The sequence below is a fragment of the Acidimicrobiales bacterium genome, from assembly GCA_025455885.1.
Lineage (GTDB): Bacteria > Actinomycetota > Acidimicrobiia > Acidimicrobiales > Acidimicrobilacustridaceae > Rhabdothermincola_A.
In genome coordinates this window covers 84,758-106,943 of record JALOLR010000009.1, presented here as the reverse complement: position 1 = coordinate 106,943, position 22,186 = coordinate 84,758, and the positions used below count along the sequence as shown (strand labels likewise).

Annotated in this window: 18 protein-coding genes and 1 pseudogene; 15 read left to right on the top strand and 4 right to left on the bottom strand. The window is 72.0% G+C overall.

The window, feature by feature from the left end; translation table 11 throughout:
* The 5 genes and pseudogenes from yajC (at position 1) to MUE36_09650 (ending at position 6,211) form a co-directional block, all read left to right on the top strand.
* A complete protein-coding gene (gene yajC, locus MUE36_09670; protein MCU0311199.1) occupies positions 1-423 on the top strand; it encodes a preprotein translocase subunit YajC in 423 nt (140 codons plus the stop codon).
* Between the two features lies 1 nt (position 424).
* Positions 425-2,170 (top strand): protein translocase subunit SecD, encoded by a 1,746-nt coding sequence (secD, locus tag MUE36_09665; GenBank protein ID MCU0311198.1) that lies wholly within the window; start codon positions 425-427, stop codon positions 2,168-2,170.
* Positions 2,167-3,318, top strand: a complete 1,152-nt coding sequence (secF, locus tag MUE36_09660) for a protein translocase subunit SecF (GenBank protein MCU0311197.1) — start codon at positions 2,167-2,169, stop codon at positions 3,316-3,318. The genes secD and secF overlap by 4 nt, the downstream gene beginning before the upstream one ends.
* Positions 3,319-3,427: 109 nt before the next feature.
* Positions 3,428-3,988 (top strand): adenine phosphoribosyltransferase, encoded by a 561-nt coding sequence (locus tag MUE36_09655; protein ID MCU0311196.1) that lies wholly within the window; start codon positions 3,428-3,430, stop codon positions 3,986-3,988.
* 129 nt (positions 3,989-4,117) lie between these two features.
* Positions 4,118-6,211, top strand: a pseudogene (locus MUE36_09650) (bifunctional (p)ppGpp synthetase/guanosine-3',5'-bis(diphosphate) 3'-pyrophosphohydrolase).
* A gap of 67 nt (positions 6,212-6,278) precedes the next feature.
* Here the strand turns inward: MUE36_09650 and MUE36_09645 are convergent.
* A complete protein-coding gene (locus MUE36_09645) occupies positions 6,279-7,325 on the bottom strand; it encodes a DPP IV N-terminal domain-containing protein (protein MCU0311195.1) in 1,047 nt (348 codons plus the stop codon).
* 115 nt (positions 7,326-7,440) lie between these two features.
* Positions 7,441-9,450 carry a hypothetical protein gene (locus MUE36_09640; GenBank protein MCU0311194.1) on the bottom strand — a complete coding sequence of 670 codons (2,010 nt, stop codon included), beginning with the start codon at positions 9,448-9,450 and terminating at the stop codon, positions 7,441-7,443.
* Positions 9,451-9,572: 122 nt separating this feature from the next.
* Here MUE36_09640 and hisS point away from each other — a divergent pair, with 122 nt between their 5' ends.
* Positions 9,573-10,853: a histidine--tRNA ligase gene (gene hisS / locus MUE36_09635; GenBank protein ID MCU0311193.1), complete on the top strand. Its 1,281-nt coding sequence runs from the start codon at positions 9,573-9,575 to the stop codon at positions 10,851-10,853.
* 58 nt (positions 10,854-10,911) lie between these two features.
* Positions 10,912-12,672 carry an aspartate--tRNA ligase gene (gene aspS, locus MUE36_09630; GenBank protein MCU0311192.1) on the top strand — a complete coding sequence of 587 codons (1,761 nt, stop codon included), beginning with the start codon at positions 10,912-10,914 and terminating at the stop codon, positions 12,670-12,672.
* Positions 12,673-12,678: 6 nt separating this feature from the next.
* On the opposite strand, the gene MUE36_09625 is transcribed toward aspS, so the two are convergent.
* Positions 12,679-13,359: a hypothetical protein gene (locus MUE36_09625; GenBank protein ID MCU0311191.1), complete on the bottom strand. Its 681-nt coding sequence runs from the start codon at positions 13,357-13,359 to the stop codon at positions 12,679-12,681.
* Positions 13,360-13,448: 89 nt separating this feature from the next.
* Here MUE36_09625 and MUE36_09620 point away from each other — a divergent pair, with 89 nt between their 5' ends.
* The 5 genes from MUE36_09620 (at position 13,449) to rpmA (ending at position 18,760) form a co-directional block, all read left to right on the top strand.
* Positions 13,449-15,401 (top strand): TIGR03960 family B12-binding radical SAM protein, encoded by a 1,953-nt coding sequence (locus MUE36_09620; GenBank protein ID MCU0311190.1) that lies wholly within the window; start codon positions 13,449-13,451, stop codon positions 15,399-15,401.
* Positions 15,398-16,132 (top strand): TIGR03936 family radical SAM-associated protein, encoded by a 735-nt coding sequence (locus tag MUE36_09615; GenBank protein MCU0311189.1) that lies wholly within the window; start codon positions 15,398-15,400, stop codon positions 16,130-16,132. The genes MUE36_09620 and MUE36_09615 overlap by 4 nt, the downstream gene beginning before the upstream one ends.
* A gap of 15 nt (positions 16,133-16,147) precedes the next feature.
* On the top strand, positions 16,148-18,103 hold the full coding sequence (locus tag MUE36_09610) for an Rne/Rng family ribonuclease (protein ID MCU0311188.1): 1,956 nt from the start codon (positions 16,148-16,150) through the stop codon (positions 18,101-18,103).
* A gap of 95 nt (positions 18,104-18,198) precedes the next feature.
* Positions 18,199-18,504 (top strand): 50S ribosomal protein L21, encoded by a 306-nt coding sequence (gene rplU / locus MUE36_09605; GenBank protein MCU0311187.1) that lies wholly within the window; start codon positions 18,199-18,201, stop codon positions 18,502-18,504.
* 4 nt (positions 18,505-18,508) lie between these two features.
* Positions 18,509-18,760, top strand: coding sequence for a 50S ribosomal protein L27 (gene rpmA, locus MUE36_09600; protein MCU0311186.1), 252 nt, complete (start codon positions 18,509-18,511; stop codon positions 18,758-18,760).
* Positions 18,761-18,767: 7 nt separating this feature from the next.
* On the opposite strand, the gene MUE36_09595 is transcribed toward rpmA, so the two are convergent.
* The gene (locus MUE36_09595; protein MCU0311185.1) at positions 18,768-19,904 is read right to left on the bottom strand and encodes an HD domain-containing protein; all 1,137 of its coding nucleotides are present in this window, start codon (positions 19,902-19,904) and stop codon (positions 18,768-18,770) included.
* Between the two features lie 257 nt (positions 19,905-20,161).
* On the opposite strand from MUE36_09595, the gene MUE36_09590 reads away from it, so the two are divergent.
* The 3 genes from MUE36_09590 to MUE36_09580 are packed head-to-tail and all read left to right on the top strand — an operon-like array spanning position 20,162 to position 22,178.
* On the top strand, positions 20,162-20,776 hold the full coding sequence (locus tag MUE36_09590; GenBank protein ID MCU0311184.1) for a carboxypeptidase-like regulatory domain-containing protein: 615 nt from the start codon (positions 20,162-20,164) through the stop codon (positions 20,774-20,776).
* A complete protein-coding gene (locus MUE36_09585; protein MCU0311183.1) occupies positions 20,773-21,525 on the top strand; it encodes a pilus assembly protein in 753 nt (250 codons plus the stop codon). Before MUE36_09590 ends, MUE36_09585 begins: the two co-directional genes overlap by 4 nt.
* On the top strand, positions 21,525-22,178 hold the full coding sequence (locus MUE36_09580) for a pilus assembly protein (GenBank protein ID MCU0311182.1): 654 nt from the start codon (positions 21,525-21,527) through the stop codon (positions 22,176-22,178). Before MUE36_09585 ends, MUE36_09580 begins: the two co-directional genes overlap by 1 nt.
* Positions 22,179-22,186: the final 8 nt, after the last annotated feature.

Sequence of the window (22,186 nt, the reverse complement as noted above, 5' to 3'; positions counted from 1 at the left end):
ATGTCCACGATCCTCCTCGTCCTGCTGTTCGTGCTGGCCTGGGTCGTGCTGATCCTCCCCAAGCAGCGGGAGCTGAAGCGCCACAACGCCCTGCTGGCCACCCTCGAGGAGGGCGACGAGGTGATGAGCGGATCGGGCATCTACGGCACGATCACCGCCATCGAGGGTGACGTCGTGCACCTCGAGGTCGCCCCGGGCATCGAGCTGCGCGTCGCCCGACGCGCCGTGGCCAGCAAGGTCCCCCCAGCGTTCGACGACGCGACCGGGGACGGCGAGCTCGACGAGCTCGACGAGAACGACGACGCGATCGGAGATGGTTCCGACGACCGGTCCGACGAGGTCGGCGAGCTCGAACCGGGGGACCGGGGCGGGGCCGAGGCGGAGAGCTCCCCGGGCGACGCCGGGCCCGCCGAGAGAGCCTGACGTGCGACGGTTCCGGGGCTTCTGGTCGCTCATCATCATCGTCCTGCTGGCCGTGGGCGGCCTGGCCTACACGTTCGCGGTGGGCAACCAGCCGCTGCTCGGCCTCGACCTCCAGGGCGGGGTGTCGGTGGTGCTGAAGCCGGTCGAGGAGGTCAGCGACGACACCCTCGAACAAGCCATCTCGATCATCCGCCAGCGCGTCGACGCCCTCGGCGTGGCCGAGCCGGAGATCACGCGGCAGGGCCAGAACATCCTCATCCAGATCCCGGGCGTGAAGGACCGCGACCGGGCGCTGGAGCTGGTCGGCCAGACCGCCGAGCTCCAGTTCCGCCCGGTGCTGGCCGTCGTGCCCGCCGGGGTCGAGGCGCTCCCCACCGATCCGACGACCACGCCCGGCACCGGCGATCCCACGGCGCCGACCGAGCCCACCCCGACCGATCCCACCGCCACCGTCCCGTCGGTCACCGAGTCCGTGCCCGCCACGACCGAGCAGGGCCTCGGCTCGCCGCCCGCCGGGGGTCTCGGGCTGGGGGAGAGCGCCGGGGCCGTCGAGTCGGCCCAGGCCGAGGCGCCGGCCACGGAGGTGCCGGTCACCGAGGCGCCGGCCCCGGTCGACGCGCAGTCGACCCCCGGGGTCACCGTCGCCCCGCCGGCGGCACCGGCGACCACCGGCCTGCCGCCCGACGTGTGCTCGACCGGCATCCCGTCGAGCGAAATCCCCGCCGACCAGCCGGTGGTGCTGCCGGAGTGCCGCGACGGTCAGCTGGTGGCCTCCTACCAGCTCGGCCCCGTCTCGCTCACCGGCAGCGCCCTCTCGTCGGCGTCGGCGGGGCTGGATCAGGGCGGCCGCTGGACGGTCAACCCGGTCTTCAAGGGCGGGGCCGACGGCATCGACCTGTTCAACAGCGCAGCCGCCCAGTGCTTCGCCCAGTCGCCCACCTGCCCGACGGGTCAGCTGGGCATCGTCCTCGACGGCCGGGTCATCTCCGCGCCCGTCATCCAGACGGGGTCGTTCCAGGCCGACCAGATCCAGATCTCGGGCACCTTCACCGAGCGCGAGGCCAACGACCTGTCGACCGCACTGCGCTACGGCGCCCTGCCGGTCGAGCTCGAACAGCAACAGGCCCAGGTGGTGTCGGCGACCCTCGGCCAGGACGCGCTGCGCGCCGGTCTGGTGGCCGGCGCCGTCGGCGTGGTCCTCGCCGCCGCCTACATGATCGCCTTCTACCGGTTCCTGGGGGTGCTGTCGCTCGTCAAGCTGGCCATCGAGGCGGCCCTGCTCTGGACGATCATCAGCTACCTCGGTTCGAACAACGGGCTCGCCCTCACGCTCGCCGGCGTGACCGGCATCATCGTGTCGATCGGTGTGTCCCTCGACTCGAACGTCGTCTACTACGAGCACCTCAAGGAGGACGTGCAGAACGGCCGGAGCATCCGCAGCGCCAGCGACAAGTCGTTCGTGTCGGCCTTCTCGACCATCGTGAAGGCCGACGTCGCCTCGCTCATCGGCGCCGGGCTCCTCTGGTGGCTCACCGTCGGCCCGGTGCGGGGCTTCGCCTTCTACCTGGCCCTGGCCGGCATCCTCGACCTCATCGCCTCGTGGGCGTGCATGCGTCCCACCGTGAAGCTGGCCACCCGCTCGAAGTGGCTGCTGGCCCGACCGCGCCTGCTCGGCCTCCCCGCCGAGCAGGTGGCCTACAACTCCGCGACCCCGAGGGTCCCGGCCACCTCCGGAGCCGACCGATGAACGGCCTGACCAGGCTGTACCGCGGCGAGAGCACCTTCGACTTCGTGACCTGGTGGCGTCGCGCCCTCGTCGTGTCGGCGGTGCTCGTGGTGCTCAGCGTGACGTCGCTCTTCGTCAGGGGGCTGAACCTGGGCATCGACTTCGAGGGTGGGGTGTCCTGGGAGGTCCCCGCCCCGGGCGTGTCGGTCGAGGAGGCCCGTTCGGCCCTGACCGACGTCGGGCTGGCGGGCGCCAAGATCCAGATCGTCGGAGGTGACGTCCTGCGGGTGCAGGGGCCCAACGAGGACGAGGACGTCACGCGTCAGGTGACGGTCACCATCAGCGAGGTGGCCGGTGTGCCGACCACCGAGGTGAGCGTGTCGACCGTGGGGGCGTCGTGGGGCAGCGACATCACCGAGGCGTCGGTGCGGGCCCTGGTGCTGTTCTTCGCGGCGATCCTGCTCTACCTGACCATCCGCCTCGAGTGGCGCATGGCCGTCGCGGCGATCGTCGCCGTGGCCCACGACGTGATCATCAGCGTCGGCGTGTACTCCATCTTCCAGTGGGAGGTCACGCCGGCGACGGTGATCGCCTTCCTCACCATCCTCGGCTACTCGATCTACGACACGATCGTGGTCGACGACAAGATCAAGGAGAACGAGCGGTTCGTCGGGCTCACCGGGCGGATGACCTACACCCAGATGGTGAACCGCTCGATGAACCAGGTCCTCCTGCGGTCGATCAACACCACCGTCGTGGCGCTCCTCCCGGTGATCTCGCTGCTCGTGGTGGGGGCGTGGATGCTCGGCGCGGTGACCCTGCAGGAGTTCTCCCTCGCGCTCCTCGTCGGCCTCACCGCCGGTGCCTACTCCTCGATCTACGTGGCTGCGCCGATCCTCGTCTGGCTGAAGGAGAAGGAGCCCAAGAACCGCAGCGTCCGCGAGCGTCTGGAGGCCAGCGGTGGAGGGGTGTCGGCCACCGACGCCGAGGCCATGGCGGCGCTCTCCCGGGGCCTGCGGGCCACCCCGTCGAGCAAGGCGGCGGCTGCTGCGGAGAGGCCCTCGGCCTCGGGTCCCGGGTCCGACGACGGGACGCCGTCGGTGCCCGCCGGGGCGGCACCGAGCGGGGCCATCCCGCCCCGACCCCGCAAGAAGTCGAAGAAGCGCTGACCGGCTTCTCCCCGGCCCGTCGCAGGAGCCGGGGGCGGGAGGTCACCCTGTACCGTGGGGCCATGGGTGCACGGTTCGCGTGGCCGACGGTCGTGGTGGGCGGGCGACGGTGAAGCGCGTCGAGACCGTCGTGCGCGAGCTGGTCCGGGAGATCCCGGACTGGCCGCGCCCGGGCGTCACGTTCCGCGACATCACCCCGCTCCTCCAGGACGCCGACGGGTTCACGTCGGTGGTCGACGCGCTCGTCGAGGCCGTCACGATCCCCGGGCGCCGCATCGACCGGGTGGTGGGTGTCGAGGCCCGCGGCTTCGTGTTCGGCGCCCCCGTGGCCTATCGCCTCGGTGCCGGGTTCGTGCCGGTGCGCAAGGCGGGCAAGTTGCCGTGGGAGATCGAGCGCGAGGAGTACGTGCTCGAGTACGGCGTCGACCTCCTCGAGATCCACAAGGACGCCGTGCATCCGGGCGAGCACGTGGTCATCGTCGACGACGTGCTGGCCACCGGCGGCACCGCGGCGGCCACCATCCGTCTCGTCGAGAGCCTCGGCGGCGTGGTGTCGGCCCTCGGGTTCGTACTCGAGCTGCCGGAGCTCGGCGGGCGCACCGCTCTCGCCGGTCACCACGTCGAGGTGCTGGCGTCGTTCCCGCTCGCCCCCCTCGTGCCGGGGGACTGAGCGGTGGCCACCGTCGACCGCGTGCTGCCGTGGCGGCGCCACACCGCCCCCCCGTCGGAGGAGGTCGCCCCGCTCGTCGCGGCCTATCGCGCCGTGCACCCGAAGGCACCGACCGGGCTCATCACCCAGGCCTACGAGGTGGCGGCGGCCGCCCACGTCGGCCAGAGCCGCAAGAGCGGTGAGCCCTACATCACGCACCCGGTGGCGGTGGCGAAGATCTGCGCGGAGCTCGGTCTCGACGACGTCACGATGGCCGCCGCCCTGCTCCACGACGCCGTCGAGGACACCGGCACCACCATCGCCGACCTGGAGCAGACCTTCGGCCCCGAGGTGGCCCGCATCGTCGACGGTGTCACCAAGCTCGACCGCATCAAGTTCGACTCGAAGGAGGCCCAGCAGGCCGCCACCGTCCGCAAGATGCTCGTGGCCATGGCCAAGGACCTGCGGGTCCTGATCATCAAGCTGGCCGACCGCCTCCACAACATGCGCACCATCGCCGCGATGCCGGCCTGGAAGCAGGAGCGCACGGCCCAGGAGACCCTCGACATCTACGCCCCTCTGGCCCATCGCCTCGGCATGCAGGAGCTGAAGCAACAGCTCGAGGACCTCGCGTTCGCGGCGCTGCACCCCAAGCGCTACGCCGAGATCGACCACATGGTCGCCAGCCGCAGTCCCGAGCGCGACATCTACCTGATGCAGGTCCTCGAGGACGTCCAGCAGCGCATGCGCGAGCTGCGCATCCACGCCGAGGTCACCGGGCGCCCCAAGCACTACTGGAGCATCTACGAGAAGATGGTCGTCAAGGGCCGCGACTTCGACGACATCTTCGACCTCGTCGGGATCCGGGTCGTGGTCGAGTCCGTGAAGGACTGCTACGCCGCGCTGGGGTCGATCCACGCCACGTGGAAGCCGGTGCAGGGCCGCTTCAAGGACTACGTGGCCATGCCCAAGTTCAACCTCTACCAGTCGTTGCACACGACGGTCGTGGGGCCCCAGGGCAAGCCCCTCGAGGTCCAGATCCGCACCCTGGAGATGCACAAGCGGGCGGAGTTCGGCGTGGCCGCCCACTGGAACTACAAGGACGGCCACGAGTCCTCGGCCGACCTGGCGTGGCTCAACCGCATCGTCGACTGGCAGTCGGAGACCTCCGACCCGGGCGAGTTCATGGCCAACCTGAAGACCGACCTCGAACAGGACGAGGTCTTCATCTTCACGCCGAAGGGCAAGGTGATCACCCTGCCGATGGGGGCGACGCCGGTCGACTTCGCGTACGCCATCCACACCGAGGTCGGCCACAGCTGCATCGGCGCCCGGGTGAACGGCCGGCTGGTCCCGCTGGACTCCGAGCTCACCTCGGGCGACTCGGTCGAGATCTTCAACTCGAAGGTCCCCGGTGCCGGGCCGAGCCGTGACTGGCTCAAGTTCGTCGCCACGCACCGGGCCGGCAACAAGATCCGGTCGTGGTACTCGAAGGAGCGTCGCGAGGACGCCATCGAGAGCGGCACCGACGACCTCACCAAGGCCCTGCGACGCGAAGGGCTGCCCGTCCAGAAGATCCAGGCCTCCGGCGTGCTCGACGAGGTCGCCGAGTCGCTCAAGTACCCGGATCGCCAGGCCATGCTGGCCGCCATCGGCGAGCACCACGTGTCGGCTGAGTCGGTGGCCGAGCGGGTCCGGCGCGAGCTCCAGGACGTCGACCCGACCCGTGAGGAGCAGCTGCCGGTCACCGTGCGCGAGCCCGGTCGCCAGCGCCGGGCCGGGGCCACCCACTCGGGGGTGCACGTCGAGGGCCTGGACGACGTGATGGTCCGCCTCTCGCGGTGCTGCACGCCGGTGCCCGGCGACGAGATCATGGGTTTCGTGACCCGAGGTCGCGGCGTGTCGGTGCACCGTGCCGACTGCGCCAACGGGGTGTCGCTGTCGGTCGGCCAGAGCGACCGGCTGATCGACGTCGACTGGGACACGTCCATCTCGGCGGTGTTCGTCGCCTCGATCGAGGTGAAGGCTCTCGACCGCTCCCGTCTGCTGCGCGACACCTCGGCGGCCCTGGCCGACGCCCACGTCAACATCGTGTCGTGCAACACCCTCACCGGGTCCGACCGCATCTCGAAGATGCGCTTCGATGTCGAGCTCGGCGACCCGTCCCACCTCGACTCGGTGATCTCGGCCATCAAGCAGATCGACGGGATCTACGACGCCTATCGGGTGCTGCCCGGCCGGTAGGCCGGGTCCGGTCCCCCCAGGTGGTGTGGCGGGGCGCCCACGGTGACCGGGTCGGCGGTGCGGGTCGTCACCCGGTGAAGGTGGGCGTCAGCCTCGCAGGCGACGGTGCGGCCCCCGCCCTCGGAGCCGTCGATGCGGGGGGTGGCACGTCGGTCGCCTCGGTCGGCGCCTCGGTCGGCGGTGGGGTCGTCGACGTGGTCGTCGACGTGGTCGTCGACGTGGTCGTCGTGGGCCCGTCGGGCAGGGCCTGCCAGGAACCCTGGTTGGTCTGGTCGAAGCCGGGGGCGTCGGTGAGTCGCCTGCGGTTCGTCCCGTCGGCGGCCATCACCCAGATCTCGTTGTCGATGTCGGGCCGGGAACCCTCGATGACGGTGAACACGATCTGCGAACCGTCGGGCGAGAACGCCGGGAAGAGGTCGAGCCCCAGGCCGGGGGTGAGACGGGTCTCGTCCGTCCCGTCGGCGTCCATCACGTAGATGTTGAACCGGCCGTCGCGCTGGGAGTAGAAGGCGATCCGTGAGCTGTCGGGCGACCAGTTCGGGTTCTTGTCGGCTTCGGGGTCCTCGGTGAGCTGGACGAGATCGGTACCGTCGGGCCGCATCGCCCAGATGTCGAAGTCCCGGGTGAACGCGATGCGCGAGCCGTCGGGGGACCAGGCCGGGAAGGCGTCGTTGCCGGGCCGCTCGGTGAGGCGGGTCTGGTTCGTCCCGTCGGCGTCCATCACGTAGATCTCCTCGTCGCCGTCCCGTTGGCTCGTGAACGCGATCCTCGTGCCGTCGGGTGACCAGGTCGCGCCGTAGTCCGGACCGGGGGCATCGGTCAGGCGCACCTGGTCGGTGCCGTCGGCGTCCATCACGTACACGTCGAGGTCCGAGCTCCGGTTGCTCTCGAAGGCGATTCGGGTGCCGTCGGGCGACCAGGAGGGGTTCAGCTCCACGGCCTCCGAGCCGGGAAGTCGGATCTGGTCGGTGCCGTCGGGTTCCATCACGTAGATCTCGGTGTCACCGTCACGCTGTGAGCTGAACGCGATCCTGCCGTTGGCGCCCGGGAAGGTACCGGGCGCCGCAGGTCCGGCCGCCAGGCCGACCCCGAGGACGATCCCGGCGAGCGACACCAGCGTGCCGATCGCGAACGTGGCGCCGGCCCACCCGCCCGGTCGCCGCAGGGGTGCCGTGGTCGTGGGGCGCGGAGCCGTCGGCCTCGGCCCGATGCCGACGGCTCGTCCTCGATCAGAAGAGCGTGAAGACGTAGGTCGCTCCGGCGTCGGGGGACAGCTGGTCGTCGTTCGGGGCGGTCGCCGCCGCCGTCACGCTGTTGAGGGTCACGTCGAAGCCGAAGACGGCCGCCGCCGAGGGTGTGGCGGCGGTCAGCTTGGCCAGCTGGGACCAGGTGGTCCCCGAACGTGTGAAGAGGTACGCCGCCCCGGCGTCGACGCCCATCTCGTCGTCGAGGGGCGCCCCGACGACGGCCCGGTTCAGGTTGACGGCCACCGAGCGACCGAACACCGCGCCACCGGTGCCGTCCCCGGCGGTGAGCTTCGTCTGCTGGCTCCACGAGGTCCCACTGCGGGTGAACACGTACGCCGCGCCCGAGTTCGCACCCGTGCCGTCGACGTTCGGTGCCCCGACGATGGCCGACGTGCCGTTCAGCCCGACCGAGAACCCGAAGGCGTCACCGGCGACGCCGTCGGTGGCGACGAGCTTGGCCTCCTCGACCCACGTCGTCCCGGTGCGGGCCCAGGCGTAGGCCGCGCCGCTGTCGGCGCCGGGCGCGTCGGCCTGCACCGCCCCGACGAGCGCGAGGTCACCGGCCAGCGCCACCGAGAAGCCGGCGGTGTCGCTCGCCGCCGCGTCGGCGGGAACGAGCTTCGCCTCCTGGTTCCAGAGCGTGCCGCTGCGAGTGAAGACGTAGGCCGAACCGGTGTCGACCGCCGTCGTGTCGTCGCGGTACGACCCGACGAGGGCGGTGTCGGCGGCCACCGAGACGGCGTGGCCGAAGTTGTCGTCGATCGCCGCATCGGGTGCGGTCAGCTTGGCCTGTTGGGCCCAGGTGGTGCCGGTCCGGGTGAACACGTAGGCCGATCCGCCGCGGAACGCGCCGTTCGGGGGACGGTCGTTCGGTGCCCCGAGCACGATCGTGTCGCCGGCGAGGGCCACCGACCAGCCCAGGTTGGCCCCCGCCCTCGCGTCGGCGGCCACCAGCTTGGCCTGTTGGGTCCAGGTGGTGCCGGTCCGGGTGAACACGTAGGCGGCACCTGCGGCCACGACGCTCGCCGGCCCGACCGCGACGTCGGCCACCGGCGCCCCGATCACCATGGTCGTCCCGTTCACCGCCACCGAGTAGCCGAAGAGGTCGCCGTCGGCCCCGTCGTCGGCCACGAGCGCGACCTGGGTGCCGCTGGGGTCACCCGGCGGGCACTTCCCCTCGGGGCCGTTCTCGTGGATCGCGGCGATCTCGGCACCGGTGAGCGCCCGGTCGTAGACGGTCGGCTCGTCGAGCACCCCGGTGTAGGGGAAGGCGCTGCCCGGCCCGGAGGAGCCGCCCAGCCGGAACGGGGTGGTGGTCCCGGGGTTGAGCACGCCGCCCTGGGAGCGTTGGGAGGCGACGAGCTGCCCGTCGAGGTACACCGCCATCTCGGTGGCCGACCACGTGGCGGCGACGTGGTGGAACCCGCCGTCGTAGATCTCGGGCACCCGCACCGAGATCGACTCCGGGGAACGCGTCGAGACGTCGTCGGTGGTCCAGAAGAGGTCGGAGTTGGGGCCCAGGAACAGGGCGTAGGAGTCGTCGCCCTCGCCGCCGACCCACGTCCACCGGCTGACGAGCGCCTGGGTCTGACCGGTGGCGACGGGCTTCACCCAGGCCTCGACGCTGACCGCGCTCGACACGGTGGGCAGCGCGTCGGTGGCGGCGACCCGCGACGGGTCGAAGTCCATCGCCCGCCCCACCTCGCCGTCGGTGAACCCGACCGAGCCCGTGAGGGTCGGTCCGACCAGGCCCAGGAGGTCGTCCTCGCCCTTCCACCAGCCGATCATGTCGTCGAGATCGACCACGCAGCCGGCCGTGGTGGGGGCGGGCGCCTGGAACAGGGTCGGCGACCCGGGCGGCACCACCGAGGGGAGGGCGTCGGCCCGTGGGGCGAGCGCGGCGGCGACCACCACGACCGCCGCGAGGGCTGCCACGAGGACGCCACGGGACCGCAGACTCACCTCGGCCACCCCATGGGTCGACTCTGGCACGGCTCCATCCCCGAGACGAGCGAGTCCGGGCTTCTTCACCCCGGCTTCACCGGGCGTTCGCCGCGCCCCCGCCCGGGAAGCGCGTTCGTCGGCGATGGGGGCGACCGGTAGCCTCGGCCGCCGTGTCCGAACCGTCCGCCCGCCGTGTCGAGCCCTTCCAGGCGCCCACCGGCACGCGTGACGTCCTCCCTCCCGAGTCGGGCCGCTGGCAGCAGCTGGTGGCGACCTTCGCCGACCACGTGGGTCGGGCCGGCTACGGGCTGCTCCAGAGCCCGATGTTCGAGGAGTTCGCCGTCTTCGCCCGCGTCGGTGAGGGCACCGACGTGGTGCGCAAGGAGATGTACGACTTCCTCGACAAGGGCGACCGCCACCTCGCCCTGCGCCCGGAGGGCACGGCGTCGGTGGTGCGGGCCTTCGTCCAGCACCGCCCGGCGACGCCATGGAAGGTCTGGTACGCCGCGCCCAGCTTCCGCTACGAGCGGCCCCAGGCGGGCCGGTTCCGCCAGCACCACCAGCTCGGCATCGAGGCCCTGGGCAGCGCCGACCCGGACCTCGACGTCGAGGTCATCGTCCTGCTCCACGACTTCTACCGGTCGCTCGGCCTGCGCCGGGTCGAGCTGGTGCTCAACTCCATGGGCACCGCCGAGGACCGGCGCCGCTACGTCGACGACGTCCGCAGCCACCTCGTCGGCATCATCGGCGACCTCGATCCCACCGACGCCGAGAAGGTGGAGGCCCACCCGCTGCGGGTGCTCGACTCCAAGCGGCCCACCACCATCGCCGCCACCGTTGACGCCCCCCGCATCACCGACCGTCTCGGCGACGACGCCCTCGCCCGCTTCGGGCGGGTCCAGGCGGGGCTGCGGTCGGCCGGGGTGGAGTTCCGCATCGAGCCGCGCCTCGTGCGGGGCCTCGACTACTACACCCACACCACCTTCGAGTTCACGAGCGGGGCCCTCGACGCCGCGCAGTCGACCATCGGCGGGGGCGGCCGCTACGACGGCCTCGCCGAGTCGCTCGGCGGCCCCGACACCCCCGGCATCGGGTTCGGCAGCGGGATCGAACGGGTCCTGGCCACCTGCGACGCCGAGGGGGTGTTCGCCGCCACGCCGGGCGAGGTGGCCGTGTTCGTGGTCGACACCGCCGGCGGGGACACCGCCCGTGACCTGTGCGTCGAGCTGCGCCGCCACGGCGTGGCCGCCGACCGCGCCTTCGACGGACGGTCGATGAAGTCCCAGATGAAGGCCGCCGACCGCGCCGGCGCGGCGTTCGTGGCCATCGTGGGACCCGACGAGCTCGCCGCCGGTACCGTCACCGTCCGCGAGATGGCCGGCGAACGCACCCAGGAGCCGGTGCCCCGGGCCGACGTGGTCGACCACGTGCGGGCCCGACTGGCGACCTGACCCGCGTGTCTGCCTGCCCGTCCGCCCGACCCTGACCGCCCCTCCCGAAGGACCCGCCGTGAGCACCGACACCCCACTCCCCATGCGCACCGATCGCTGCGGCACCCTTCGCGCCGAGGACGTCGGGCGACGGGTGGCGCTGTGCGGGTGGGTGGCCCGACGCCGCGAGCACGGCGAGCACCTCGCCTTCCTCGACCTGCGCGACCACACCGGGGTCGTCCAGTGCGTCGTCGACGGTGCCGCCGAGCTCCGGTCCGAGTACGTCGTGCGCGTCGTGGGCGTGGTCCGGGCCCGACCCGAGGGCACCGACAACCCGGCGCTCGACACCGGTGCCGTCGAGGTGGGGGAGTGCACGGTCGAGGTCCTCAACGTCGCCGAGCCGCCGCCGTTCCAGCTCGACGACCGGGTCGAGGTCGACGAGATGGTCCGCCTCGCCCACCGCTACGTCGACCTGCGCACCGAGCGGATGCAGCGCAACCTGCGCGTCCGCGCCAAGGTCAACGGCGCCCTGCGCCGCGCCATGGACGACCAGGGCTTCGTCGAGGTCGAGACACCGATGCTGATCGCCTCCACCCCCGAGGGGGCGCGTGACTTCGTCGTGCCGAGTCGCCAGTCGCCGGGCGAGTTCTACGCCCTGCCCCAGAGCCCCCAGCTCTTCAAGCAGCTCTGCATGGTCGGCGGTGTCGACCGCTACTACCAGATCGCCCGTTGCCTACGCGACGAGGACCTGCGCGCCGATCGGCAGTTCGAGTTCATGCAGCTCGACGCCGAGGCCAGCTTCGTGACCCAGGACGAGGTGCTCGAGTTCATCTCCGTGGCGGTCAGCGCCGCAGTGGAGGCGGTCAGCGGTTCGCCGGTGGGTGACATCCCGACCCTCACCTGGCACGACGCCCAGGAGCGCTTCGGTTCCGACAAGCCCGACACCCGCTTCGGCATGGAGCTCGTCGAGCTGACCGGGCTCTTCGCCGAGACAGGGTTCAACGCCTTCAAGGCCCCCTGCGTGAAGGGCCTCCGGGTCCCCGACGGCGCGTCCTTCACGCGCTCGCGGCTCGATGACCTGACCGACCGGGCCAAGCGCTGGGGGGCCAAGGGCCTCGTGTGGATGCGCGTCCGCGACAGCGGGGAGCTCGAGTCGCCGGTCGCCAAGTTCCTCTCCGAGGACGAGCTGCGCGGCCTCGTCGACGCCACCGGCGCCGTCACCGGCGACCTGTTGCTGCTCGTGGCCGACGAGCGCCCCGCGGTGCGCCACGTGCTGGGGCTCCTGCGTCTCGAGCTCGGCCGCCCGCCGGTCACCGAGGGGGGCCTCCGGTTCCTCTGGGTCGTCGACTTCCCGCTGTTCGAGGAGATCGGCGACGACGGGCGACCGGTGCCCGCCCACCACCCCTTCACGATGCCCCACCCGGACGACGTCGGGCTCCTCGACGCCGCTGATCCGCACGACCTGCTGGCCGTCCGCTCCCAGGCCTACGACCTCGTCCTGAACGGTTGGGAGCTCGGCTCCGGCAGCGTCCGTATCCACCAGCGCGACGTCCAGCAGCGCATGTTCGCCCTCCTCGGCATCAGCGCCGACACCGCGCAGGAGCGTTTCGGGTTCCTCCTCGACGCCTTCCGCTTCGGGGCCCCACCCCATGCCGGCTTCGCGTTCGGCATCGACCGTCTCGTGGCCCTGCTCGCCGGCGAGGAGAACATCCGCGAGGTCATCGCCTTCCCCAAGACCCAGTCCGGCGCGGACCCGTTGACCAAGGCGCCGACGCCGATCGACCCGGCCCAGCTCGAGGAGCTGGGCCTGCGGCTCCTGCCGCCCGCCCCGGCCGACTGACGGTCGTCAGGTGGTGACCTCGGCGGCGACGGCACCGGCGGCGTCGATGGTCACCGAGACCGACACGGCGGCGTTCGTGCGGGTGGCGATGAGCCGGTGGCGGGTGCCGGCCGGGTCGGTGGCCGCGTTGGAGACCCGGTAGCCGAGGCGCTCGAGCTCGTCGGCGAGCGACGCCGCGACGGTGCGCACCGTCGCCGTCCGGGTGGTGAACACCACCCGGTGGCTGCTGGTCACGTCGCCGTCGTTCCCGTCGGCGATGGGGACCAGGTCGCACGGCAGGTCGATGCCCCACAGCGCCTGCACCACGGTGGGGGAGAGGCCACCGGCGCCGATCGGCGCCGCCCCGCTCGGGGGTGGCGGTTCCGGCGCGTCGATCGAACCGGTGTGCTCGGCCCGACCGGTCGGGCCGACCCCGGGGGCCCCGTCGGCCCCCGCCGGTCGGGGTTCCGCCGGGTCGCCTTCGGGGACCTTCCCGGCGAGCGACCGCGGCAGCCCCGGCGCGAGGGGCGGGACGGCGTCGGTCGGCCGAGCCTCGCCGAGGCCCACCGTGCGCCCTTCGGTGGCCGCCGCCCGCGCCTCCCGGGTGGCCTTGGAACCCTGCGTGATGCGCCGGTACAGGCGGTAGCCGTAGACGAGGAGGGACACTGCCAACCAGGCCCAGAAGAGGGCGACGAGCACATCGCGCACACCGTGATGCTCGCACAACCCCGCCGCCGTCCGTGGTTGGTGGGAGGGGGTTCGTCGGCATCGAGCGCGAACCGGTAACCTCTCGGCAAATGAACGGTTTGTGGACCCAGCTGGAACCCCTGCTGGCCAAGGTCGCCAAACCCGCCCGCTACATCGGCCTCGAGGACGGTGCGCAGCGGCCCGACCACGATCCCCGTCAGGTCGCGTGGCTGCTCGCCTACCCCGACACCTATGAGATCGGTCTGCCCAACCAGGGCCTGCAGATCCTCTACGAACTGCTCAACGAGCACCCCGATGCGGTGGCGGAACGCACCTACGCCCCGTGGGTCGACCTCGACGGGCTCCTGCGCGCCAATCGCCTGCCGCTGTTCTCGCTCGACACCCACCGGCCGGCCACCGACTTCGACGTCATCGGGTTCAACCTCTCGGCCGAGCTCACCTACACGAACCTGTTGAACATGGTCGACCTCGCCGGGGTGCCGGTGCGCGTCGCCGACCGCCGTCCCGAGCACCCGCTCGTCGCCGCCGGCGGCCACTGCACCTACAACCCCGAGCCCCTCGCCGACTTCCTCGACTTCGTCGTGCTCGGCGACGGCGAGGAGGTCGTCGGTGAGATCACCGACGTGCTGGCGTCGTGGAAGGCGTCCGGGCGCACCGAGGGCTCCCGGGAGGGTGTGCTGCGAGAGCTGGCCGGCGTCACCGGCGTGTACGTGCCCTCGCTCTACGACGTCGTCTATGACGCCGAGCGGCTCGTGTCCGTGACCCCCCGCCACCCCGACGTGCCCGAGCTCGTCGAGAAGCGCACCGTGGCCGACCTCGCCGACTGGCCCTACCCCAGGAACCAGCTCGTCCCGCTCACCGAGGTCGTCCACGATCGCCTCAACGTCGAGGTGTTCCGGGGCTGCACCCGTGGATGCCGGTTCTGTCAGGCCGGCATGATCACCCGCCCGGTGCGCGAACGCCCGGCCGACCAGGTGCGCACCATGGTCACCGAGGGCCTGAAGCGCACCGGCTACGACGAGGTGGCCCTCACGTCGCTGTCCACCGCCGACTTCTCCGGCATCGAGGCCCTCGTCGGCGACATCGTCACCTCCACCGACGACGGGCCGCCCGTGTCGGTCTCGTTGCCGTCGCTGCGGGTCGACGCCTTCGGCGTCGGCATCGCCACCCAGCTCCAGCGGGCCCGTCGGACGGGCCTCACCTTCGCACCCGAGGCCGGTACCTGGCGGATGCGCCAGGTCATCAACAAGCTCATCCGCGAGGAGGACCTCTACAGCGCCGTCGACGCCGCCTACGCCAACGGGTGGCGCCGGATGAAGCTGTACTTCCTCACCGGGCTGCCGACCGAGACCGACGAGGACACACTCGGCATCGGCGAGCTGGCCCGCAACTGCGTCGAGCTCGGCAGGGCCCACACCAAGAGCCCGTCGGTCACCGTGTCGGTGGGCGGGTTCGTGCCCAAGCCGTTCACCCCGTTCCAGTGGTTCGGCCAGAACACCGTCGAGGAGCTGCGGCGCAAGATCAACCTGCTGCGCGACGACACCCGGCGCTCGAACGGGGTGCAGGTCAAGTGGCACGACCCGAAGGCGACCCTCATCGAAGGGGTGATGAGCCGCGGCGACCGGCGCCTCGGCCCCGTCATCGAGGAGGTGTGGCGCCGAGGCGGCACGTTCCAGGAGTGGAACGAGCGCTTCGACCTCGACCTGTGGCTGTCGGTCATGGCCGAGCAGGGCATCTCGCCGGACTGGTACGCCCACCGTCACCGCACCGAGGACGAGGTCCTGCCCTGGGACCACCTCTCCGCCGGGCTGCACAAGGACTTCCTCTGGCAGGACTGGCGTGACGCCCTGGCCGAGGTCGGCCTGCCCGACTGCCGCTGGACCCCCTGCTACGACTGCGGGGCGTGCACGGGGTACTCGATCGAGCACATCGTGGCCTCGGCCACACCGCCGGCGGGCGGATCCCAGGGCACCGGGCAGGACCTCACGGCGGTGCCCGTCGCCCTCGGACGGCGTCCCGCGGGGACGGGGGTGGCCCCGTGAGGATCCGGGTGCGCTACCGCAAGCAGGGCAAGGTCCGTTTCACGAGCCATCGCGACGTCGCCCGGATCTGGGAGCGGGCCCTGCGTCGGGCCGAGCTGCCGGTGGCCAGCAGCCAGGGCTTCTCGCCCCGACCGAAGCTGCACTTCGGCCTGGCGCTCTCGACGGGCCACGAATCGCTGGGGGAGTACCTCGACGTCGACCTCACCGAGCCCGAGGCCGACACCGTCGACCTGGCCGCGCTGCCCGAGCTCCTCACCCCGCTGCTCCCCCCCGGCCTCGACGTGGAGTGGGTGGCCGCGGTCGATCCCGGCGAGCCGTCGCTCCAGGAGGCGGTCACCTCGAGCGTCTGGCGCATCGAGGTGCCCGGCGCCGATCCGGCCGACCTCGTGGCGAGGGTCGAGGCCCTCCTCGCCCGCCCCACCATCCCGGTGACCCGGGAGCGCAAGGGCAAGCCGGTCACCGACGACCTCCGGCCGGGCATCCTCGGACTGGTCGTGCTCGGCGCGACACCCGACGACGCCCCCGAGCCGGGTGCCGTCCTCGAGGCCGAGCTGGCCACCCACCCCCGTTCCGTGCGACCGGCAGAGCTGCTGGTCGCGTTCGACCCGCCCCTCGAAGAGGGTCGGGTCTGTCGCATCCACCAATGGATCACCACCGACGGCGCGACGCGGGAGCCCCTGGCCCCGCTCGGCGCGCCGTCGCCGGCGCAACCCACGGCGCGCGCCTCATGAGAAGGGACCACCCGCATGCCCGACCCCACGGTCGACCACACCCCGTCGAACCTCGATCCCGCTCCGGCGTCGCCGCCGTCGCCTGAACCGGCGCCCCGACCGGCGCCCTCCGAGGGCGCCGCGGCCGTGGACCCGGGCGCCTCTGCGGCCGGCCGGCCCGGTCCGGACGCCGGCGGCGAGGGTCCACCCCGGCCCAAGCGCCGTCGGGGATCCCGGGGCGGCCGCAGCCGCGGCCGTGGCCCCGGGGGCGATGCCGGCCGCCCCGACGACGACGCCCCCGACGGGGCGGGGAGCGATCTCGACGACGACCGGATCCCCGAGTTGCCCGATCGCCACTTCGAGGGCAAGCCCCAGGATCCGGCCGTGGCCGAGCGGGCCCTCGTGAAGCGGCCCAAGATCGGTGACAGCCGTCCCGCTCCCGTGGTCGAGCCCGGGAGCCCGGGAGGCCAGGGCGGCTCGGGACGCTCCGGCGGTGCAGGCGGCGGTCGGGCCCGCAAGGGCGGTGCCGCCGAGGACGGATCTGCCGGCCAGGGCTCGAAATCCGGGTCGCGGCGCCGGCGCGGCGGCCGCGGCAAGGGCAGCGGCGGCGGGCGCCCGAGCGGCCCGGCGGCGACCCCCGTCGAGGCCATCCTCGGCGGCGACGCGCCCGAGCTCGACGAGGAGACGCTGGACCGGCGTCGGGGTCGGGAGCGCAAGGGCCGCCCTGTCGGGCGCTACCTCATGGCCGTCAGCGTGCGCCCCACAGCCACGCAGATCGCCGTGCTCGAGGGGCGCAACCTCATCGAGCACTACGTGTCGCGTCCCGCCGACGACGTCGCCCAGATCCACGGCAACATCTACCTGGGGAAGGTCCAGAACGTCCTCCCCGGCATGGAGGCGGCGTTCGTCGACATCGCCACCCCGAAGAACGCCGTGCTCTACCGCGGCGACGTCCAGTACGACGCGGAGGACATCGAGAAGGGCGGCAACGCCCGCATCGAGCAGATCCTCAAGCCCAAGCAGACGATCATCTGCCAGGTCACCAAGAACCCGATCGCCCACAAGGGCGCCCGCCTCACCCAGGAGGTCTCCCTCCCCGGTCGGTTCGTGGTGCTCATCCCCAACTCGTCGACCTACGGCATCTCGAAGCGGCTCGCCGACGACGAGCGCAAGCGCCTCCGGTCGATCCTCGACAAGGTGAAGCCGCCCCAGCACGGGGTGATCGTGCGCACCGCCGCCGAAGGGGTCACATCCGAGGAGATCTCCGCCGACGTCACCCGCCTGCTGTCGCAGTGGGAGCAGATCGAGCAGCTCGCCGCCAAGGTGCAGAGCCCGGCGCTGCTGTACCGCGAGCCCGACATGGCCGTCCGGGTCATCCGCGAGGAGTTCAACGACGACTACCGGGGCATCGTCATCGACGACCAGCAGCTCTACACCGAGGTGCGTGACTACGTCGCCAGCATCTCCCCGGCGCTGGCCGACCGGGTGCAGTTCTTCGACCCCGCCACCGAACCGCTGTCGATCTTCGAGCGCCACCACGTCCACGAGCAGCTCCACAAGGCCCTCGACCCGAAGGTGTGGCTCCCTTCGGGCGGGTCGCTCATCATCGAGCACACCGAGGCCCTGACCGTCATCGACGTGAACACCGGCAAGAACGTGGGCTCGTCGAGCCTCGAGGAGACGGTGTTCCGCAACAACCTCGAAGCCGCGGTGGAGATCGCCAAGCAGCTCCGCCTGCGCGACATCGGCGGGATCATCGTCATCGACTTCATCGACATGGAGATCCGCAAGAACCGCGACGAGGTCATCACCGTGTTCCGCGACGCCCTCGCCCGGGACAAGACCCGCACCCAGGTGTTCGACATCTCCGAGCTGGGCCTGGTGGAGATGACCCGCAAGCGGATCGGGGAGGGTCTGCTCGAGTCGTTCTCCAGCCGGTGCCCGGAGTGCGAGGGCCGGGGTCTGCTCATCGACAGGGCGCTGCTCGACTGAGCCCGACCACCCGTCTGGTCCTCGCGCCCGACCCGCGCGTCGGCCGATCGGGCAGGTTTGGAGGCGAGAGTCGCCGTCGCTAGGATGGCGTCCCTATGTATGCCGTGATCCAGAGTGGTGGCAAGCAGTATCGCGTCGAGGAAGGGCAGCGTCTCGAGGTCGAGCGCCTCGGTGACGTCGACGAGGTCTCGTTGACCCCGGTCCTCGTCGTCGACGGCGACGCCGTGCTGGCCACCCCGGCCCAGCTGTCGGGCGCCAGCGTCACCGCCCGCGTGGTGGGGGAGGCCAAGGGGCCCAAGATCACCGGCTTCACGTACAAGAACAAGTCGAACCAGCGTCGCCGGTGGGGCCATCGCCAGCAGTACGCCACCATCGAGATCACCGGCATCACGAAGGGCTGAGCAGATGTCCAAGACCAAGGGCGGCGGGTCCACCCGCAACGGACGCGACTCCCAGGCCCAGCGCCTCGGGGTGAAGCGCTTCGACGGTCAGGCCGTCAACGCCGGCACCATCCTGGTGCGCCAGCGCGGCACCCGTATCCACCCCGGTGAGAACGTGGGCAAGGGCAGCGACGACACCCTCTTCGCCACGGCGGCCGGCACGGTGAAGTTCGGGCAGCGCAACGGGCGCAAGCTCGTCGACATCCTGCCCAGCTGACGCCTCGTCAGGACCGGGTCCGGCGGGGACCTTCGCTGTCGATGCCCTGCGGGAGCCGGTCGACCGGCCAGTCGAGGAGTCGCACCGCGGCGTCGAAGGCGAAGCGGTCCGTCATCCCGGCCACGTAGGTGACCGCGGCGCGGACAGGATCGTCGCGGTCGGCGTCGGGCGGCAGGAGGGTCGGGTCGGCGGCGAGGTGCTCGACGAGGGCCCGCAGCAGCTGTGCCACCGCGGCGCCCTGGGCCGCCGAGTCGGGGCGGTTGTAGATGCGCTCGTAGTTGAAGCGGCGGAGGTCGGCGAGGGCGTCGGCGTGGACCGGGTCCATGCCGACCACGCCGGTGGTGGTGATGGTGTCGACGAGGGCGCCGATCAGCGCGCCGAGCTGGCTCGGCCGGGTGGCGCCGAGCACGTCGACGACCGAGGCGGGGAGCTCGTCGGGGCGCACGATGCCCGCGCCGGCGGCGTCCTCGAGGTCGTGGGCGCTGTAGGCGCAGCGGTCCGCCCAGCTCACCACCGCCCCCTCGGGGGTGGACGGCGCCGGGAGCGACCAGGAGTGGCTGCGGATGCCGTCGAGGGTCTCGGCGCACAGGTTGAGCGGGGCGAGGACGACGTCGGCCCCCCAGACGGCGTGGTGGTAGCCCTCGGGCACGAAGCTGTCGAAGGCGTCCTCGCTGGCGTGGCCGCCGGGCCCGTGGCCGCAGTCGTGGCCGAGGGCGATGGCCTCGGTGAGGGCCACGTTGAGCCCCACCGCCCGGGCGACGGCGGTGGCCACCTGCGCCACCTCGAGGGCGTGGGTGAGGCGGGTGCGCTGGTGGTCGTCGGGGAACACGAACACCTGGGTCTTGCCGGCCAGGCGGCGGAACGCGGTGGCGTGCAGGATGCGGTCGCGGTCGCGTTCGAAGCAGGTCCGCAGGGGATCGGGGGCCTCCTCCCGCGCCCGACGACCCGCACCGCTCGAACGGGTGGCCCCGTCGCTCAACGTGGCGTCCTCGCGTGCCTCGCGCGCCTCGCGTCCCACCACGCCGCCGAGCACGGCGGTACCAGGACCATCGCCGTGGGCCAGCACCACCCCTCCGGCCGAGGGCGCACGGCGCATGGTGGCCGCCCACGCGGCTTGGCGGGGGGTGGGAGGGACGGCAACCATGGGTTCAAGTGTGCCCGCCCGCGACGACAGTGCGCCCCGTCTCGAACGGTGACGGAGCGTGGTCGTCCTCAAGAGACGGGGCACAACGGCCGATGGGTAGTGGTCCAGGGGATTCTCCTCCCTGGGTCGGACGGCTCATTTCCGACGAACGCGGCCACTGACCTCACCGAAAGTGGTACACCAGAAGGGCCTCCCGGCGATCGGATCACGGTGTACGGGTCGGAGACCGGCCCGAACCCCGGCCCAAGGAGCGCCTGATGAGCGGTGATCAGAAGCGAGACGCAGGGGCCACCCTGGTGGAGTACGCCCTCGGTGCGGCGCTGATCCTCGTCGTCGGCATCGGCGCGTTCAACTTCCTCTCCTCGGAGGCCACCCAGCAGGCCAACACCCAGGCGGAGTGCATCTCGAGCCGGCCGCCCCCGCCGGGATGCGTGCGCACCCCGGTGCCGGCGCCGGTCGGGCCCACCACCACCGGCGTGGCGCCCACCACCACCCTCACCCCGCCGTCCACCGATCCGCCTGCGAGCACCACGACGACCGCCCCGCCCCCCACCTCGACGGTCGTCGGCGGCCCGGCGGTGAGCCAGATCATCGTCGGCGACCCGTTGGGCCGATGGGAGATCAGCGCGCCGATCACCGTCACCGACCCCGGCGGCCAGCCCGTGGCCGGCGCCGTCGTCGAGGGCCGCATCGAGCTGGGTCGCCAGCCGTTCGTGGTCGGGTGCACCACCGACGCCGCCGGCACGTGCAACATCACCTTCGGGCCCATCCCCGCCGGCGAGACCAGCCTGCGCCTCACCGTCGTCTCCGTGCAGTCCGACCCGCCGGCCGCCCTGCCGCTGCCGGTGTACCCGGTGATCCCCAAGCCATGATGCGTCGACCCCGTCGCCCCGCCCCACCCCGCGCCAGGGGTGACGACGGCACCACGCTGGTGGAGTTCGCCATCGTGGCCCCGGTGTTCTTCCTGATCGTGTTCGGGATCATCGAGTTCGGGCTCATGTACCGCGACCTGCTCACCACCCAGGACGCGGTCAGCGACGGCGCCCGCTCGGCGGCGATCGCCGCCAACAACCTCGGGGCCCTCGACGACGACCCGCCGCCCGTCACCGGCGACCCGCCGATCCTGCCCGAGGCGACCGCCGACTTCGTCACCATCAAGGCGTTGCGCCAGGGCCTCGGCACCATCCCCGTCGAGTGGATCGAGAAGATCGTCATCTTCCGGGCTCAAGACCCCACGGCCGGCTCGGCCGCCGACCAGGTCCCGCAGACCTGCAAGGACGGGGTCGGCACCTCGGGCAGCGGACCCAACGCCAATCCGGCGCTCAACTACGTCGGGGCCTGCAACGTCTACGACGCGGAGCTCGCCTTCCGGGCCTACGAGTCCAAGAACACCGACTACTTCAACTGCGCCGAGAGCGCCGGGAGCCCCGAGTGCAACTGGCCGGGCATCGCCCGGGTCAACGACCCGGTGAACCCCATCGCCGCCCCCAGCTACAGCGGTCCGGACTTCGTGGGCGTGTACGTCGAGATCTCCCGGCCCTACCTGACCGGTCTCTTCGGCACCCAGTTCGACTTCTCCGAGGCGGTCATCACCCGCCTCGAGCCCGGGGTGGTGGACTGATGGGGCGCCACGCCGAGCCGTCGGCGACCCGGCGGGCGCGGGGTGACGAGGGCACCGCCCTCGTCGAGCTGGCGCTGGTCCTGCCGCTGCTGGTGCTGCTGGTGCTCGGCGTGCTCGAGTACGGCCGGGCCTGGGGCGAGTCGAACACCGTCATCCGCGCCGCCGAGGCCGCCGGACGCACGGCCGCCACCCAGGGCCCCGATCGCTTCGCCGACTACAACGCCCTGCAGTCCGTGCAGGCGTCGCTCGCCTCCCTGGGCGGCAGCGAGATCGAACGGGTCGTGATCTTCCGGGCCGACTCCGCCGACGGCCGGGTCCCGCAGCCGTGCGTCGACCTGCCCATCGCCGACGACCTGACGACCAAGGGCATCCCCGCGCAGCGCTGCAACGTGTACTCCGCTGCCCAGGTCGACTTCGCCGGCAACGTGCTCACCTACTTCGGCAACCCCACGTGCACCGGCAACTGGGACGCCGCCTGGTGCCCCACGGCCCGCAGCAGGGGCACCGACGTCACCGACCCCGACTTCCTCGGCATCTACATCAAGATCCGCTACGAAGCGCTCACCGGCATCATCGGCAACCCGACCGCCGACCTGACCGCCACCTCGGTCTTCCGCCTCGATCCCTGCATCACGGGAGTCTCCTGTGCCTGATCCGACAC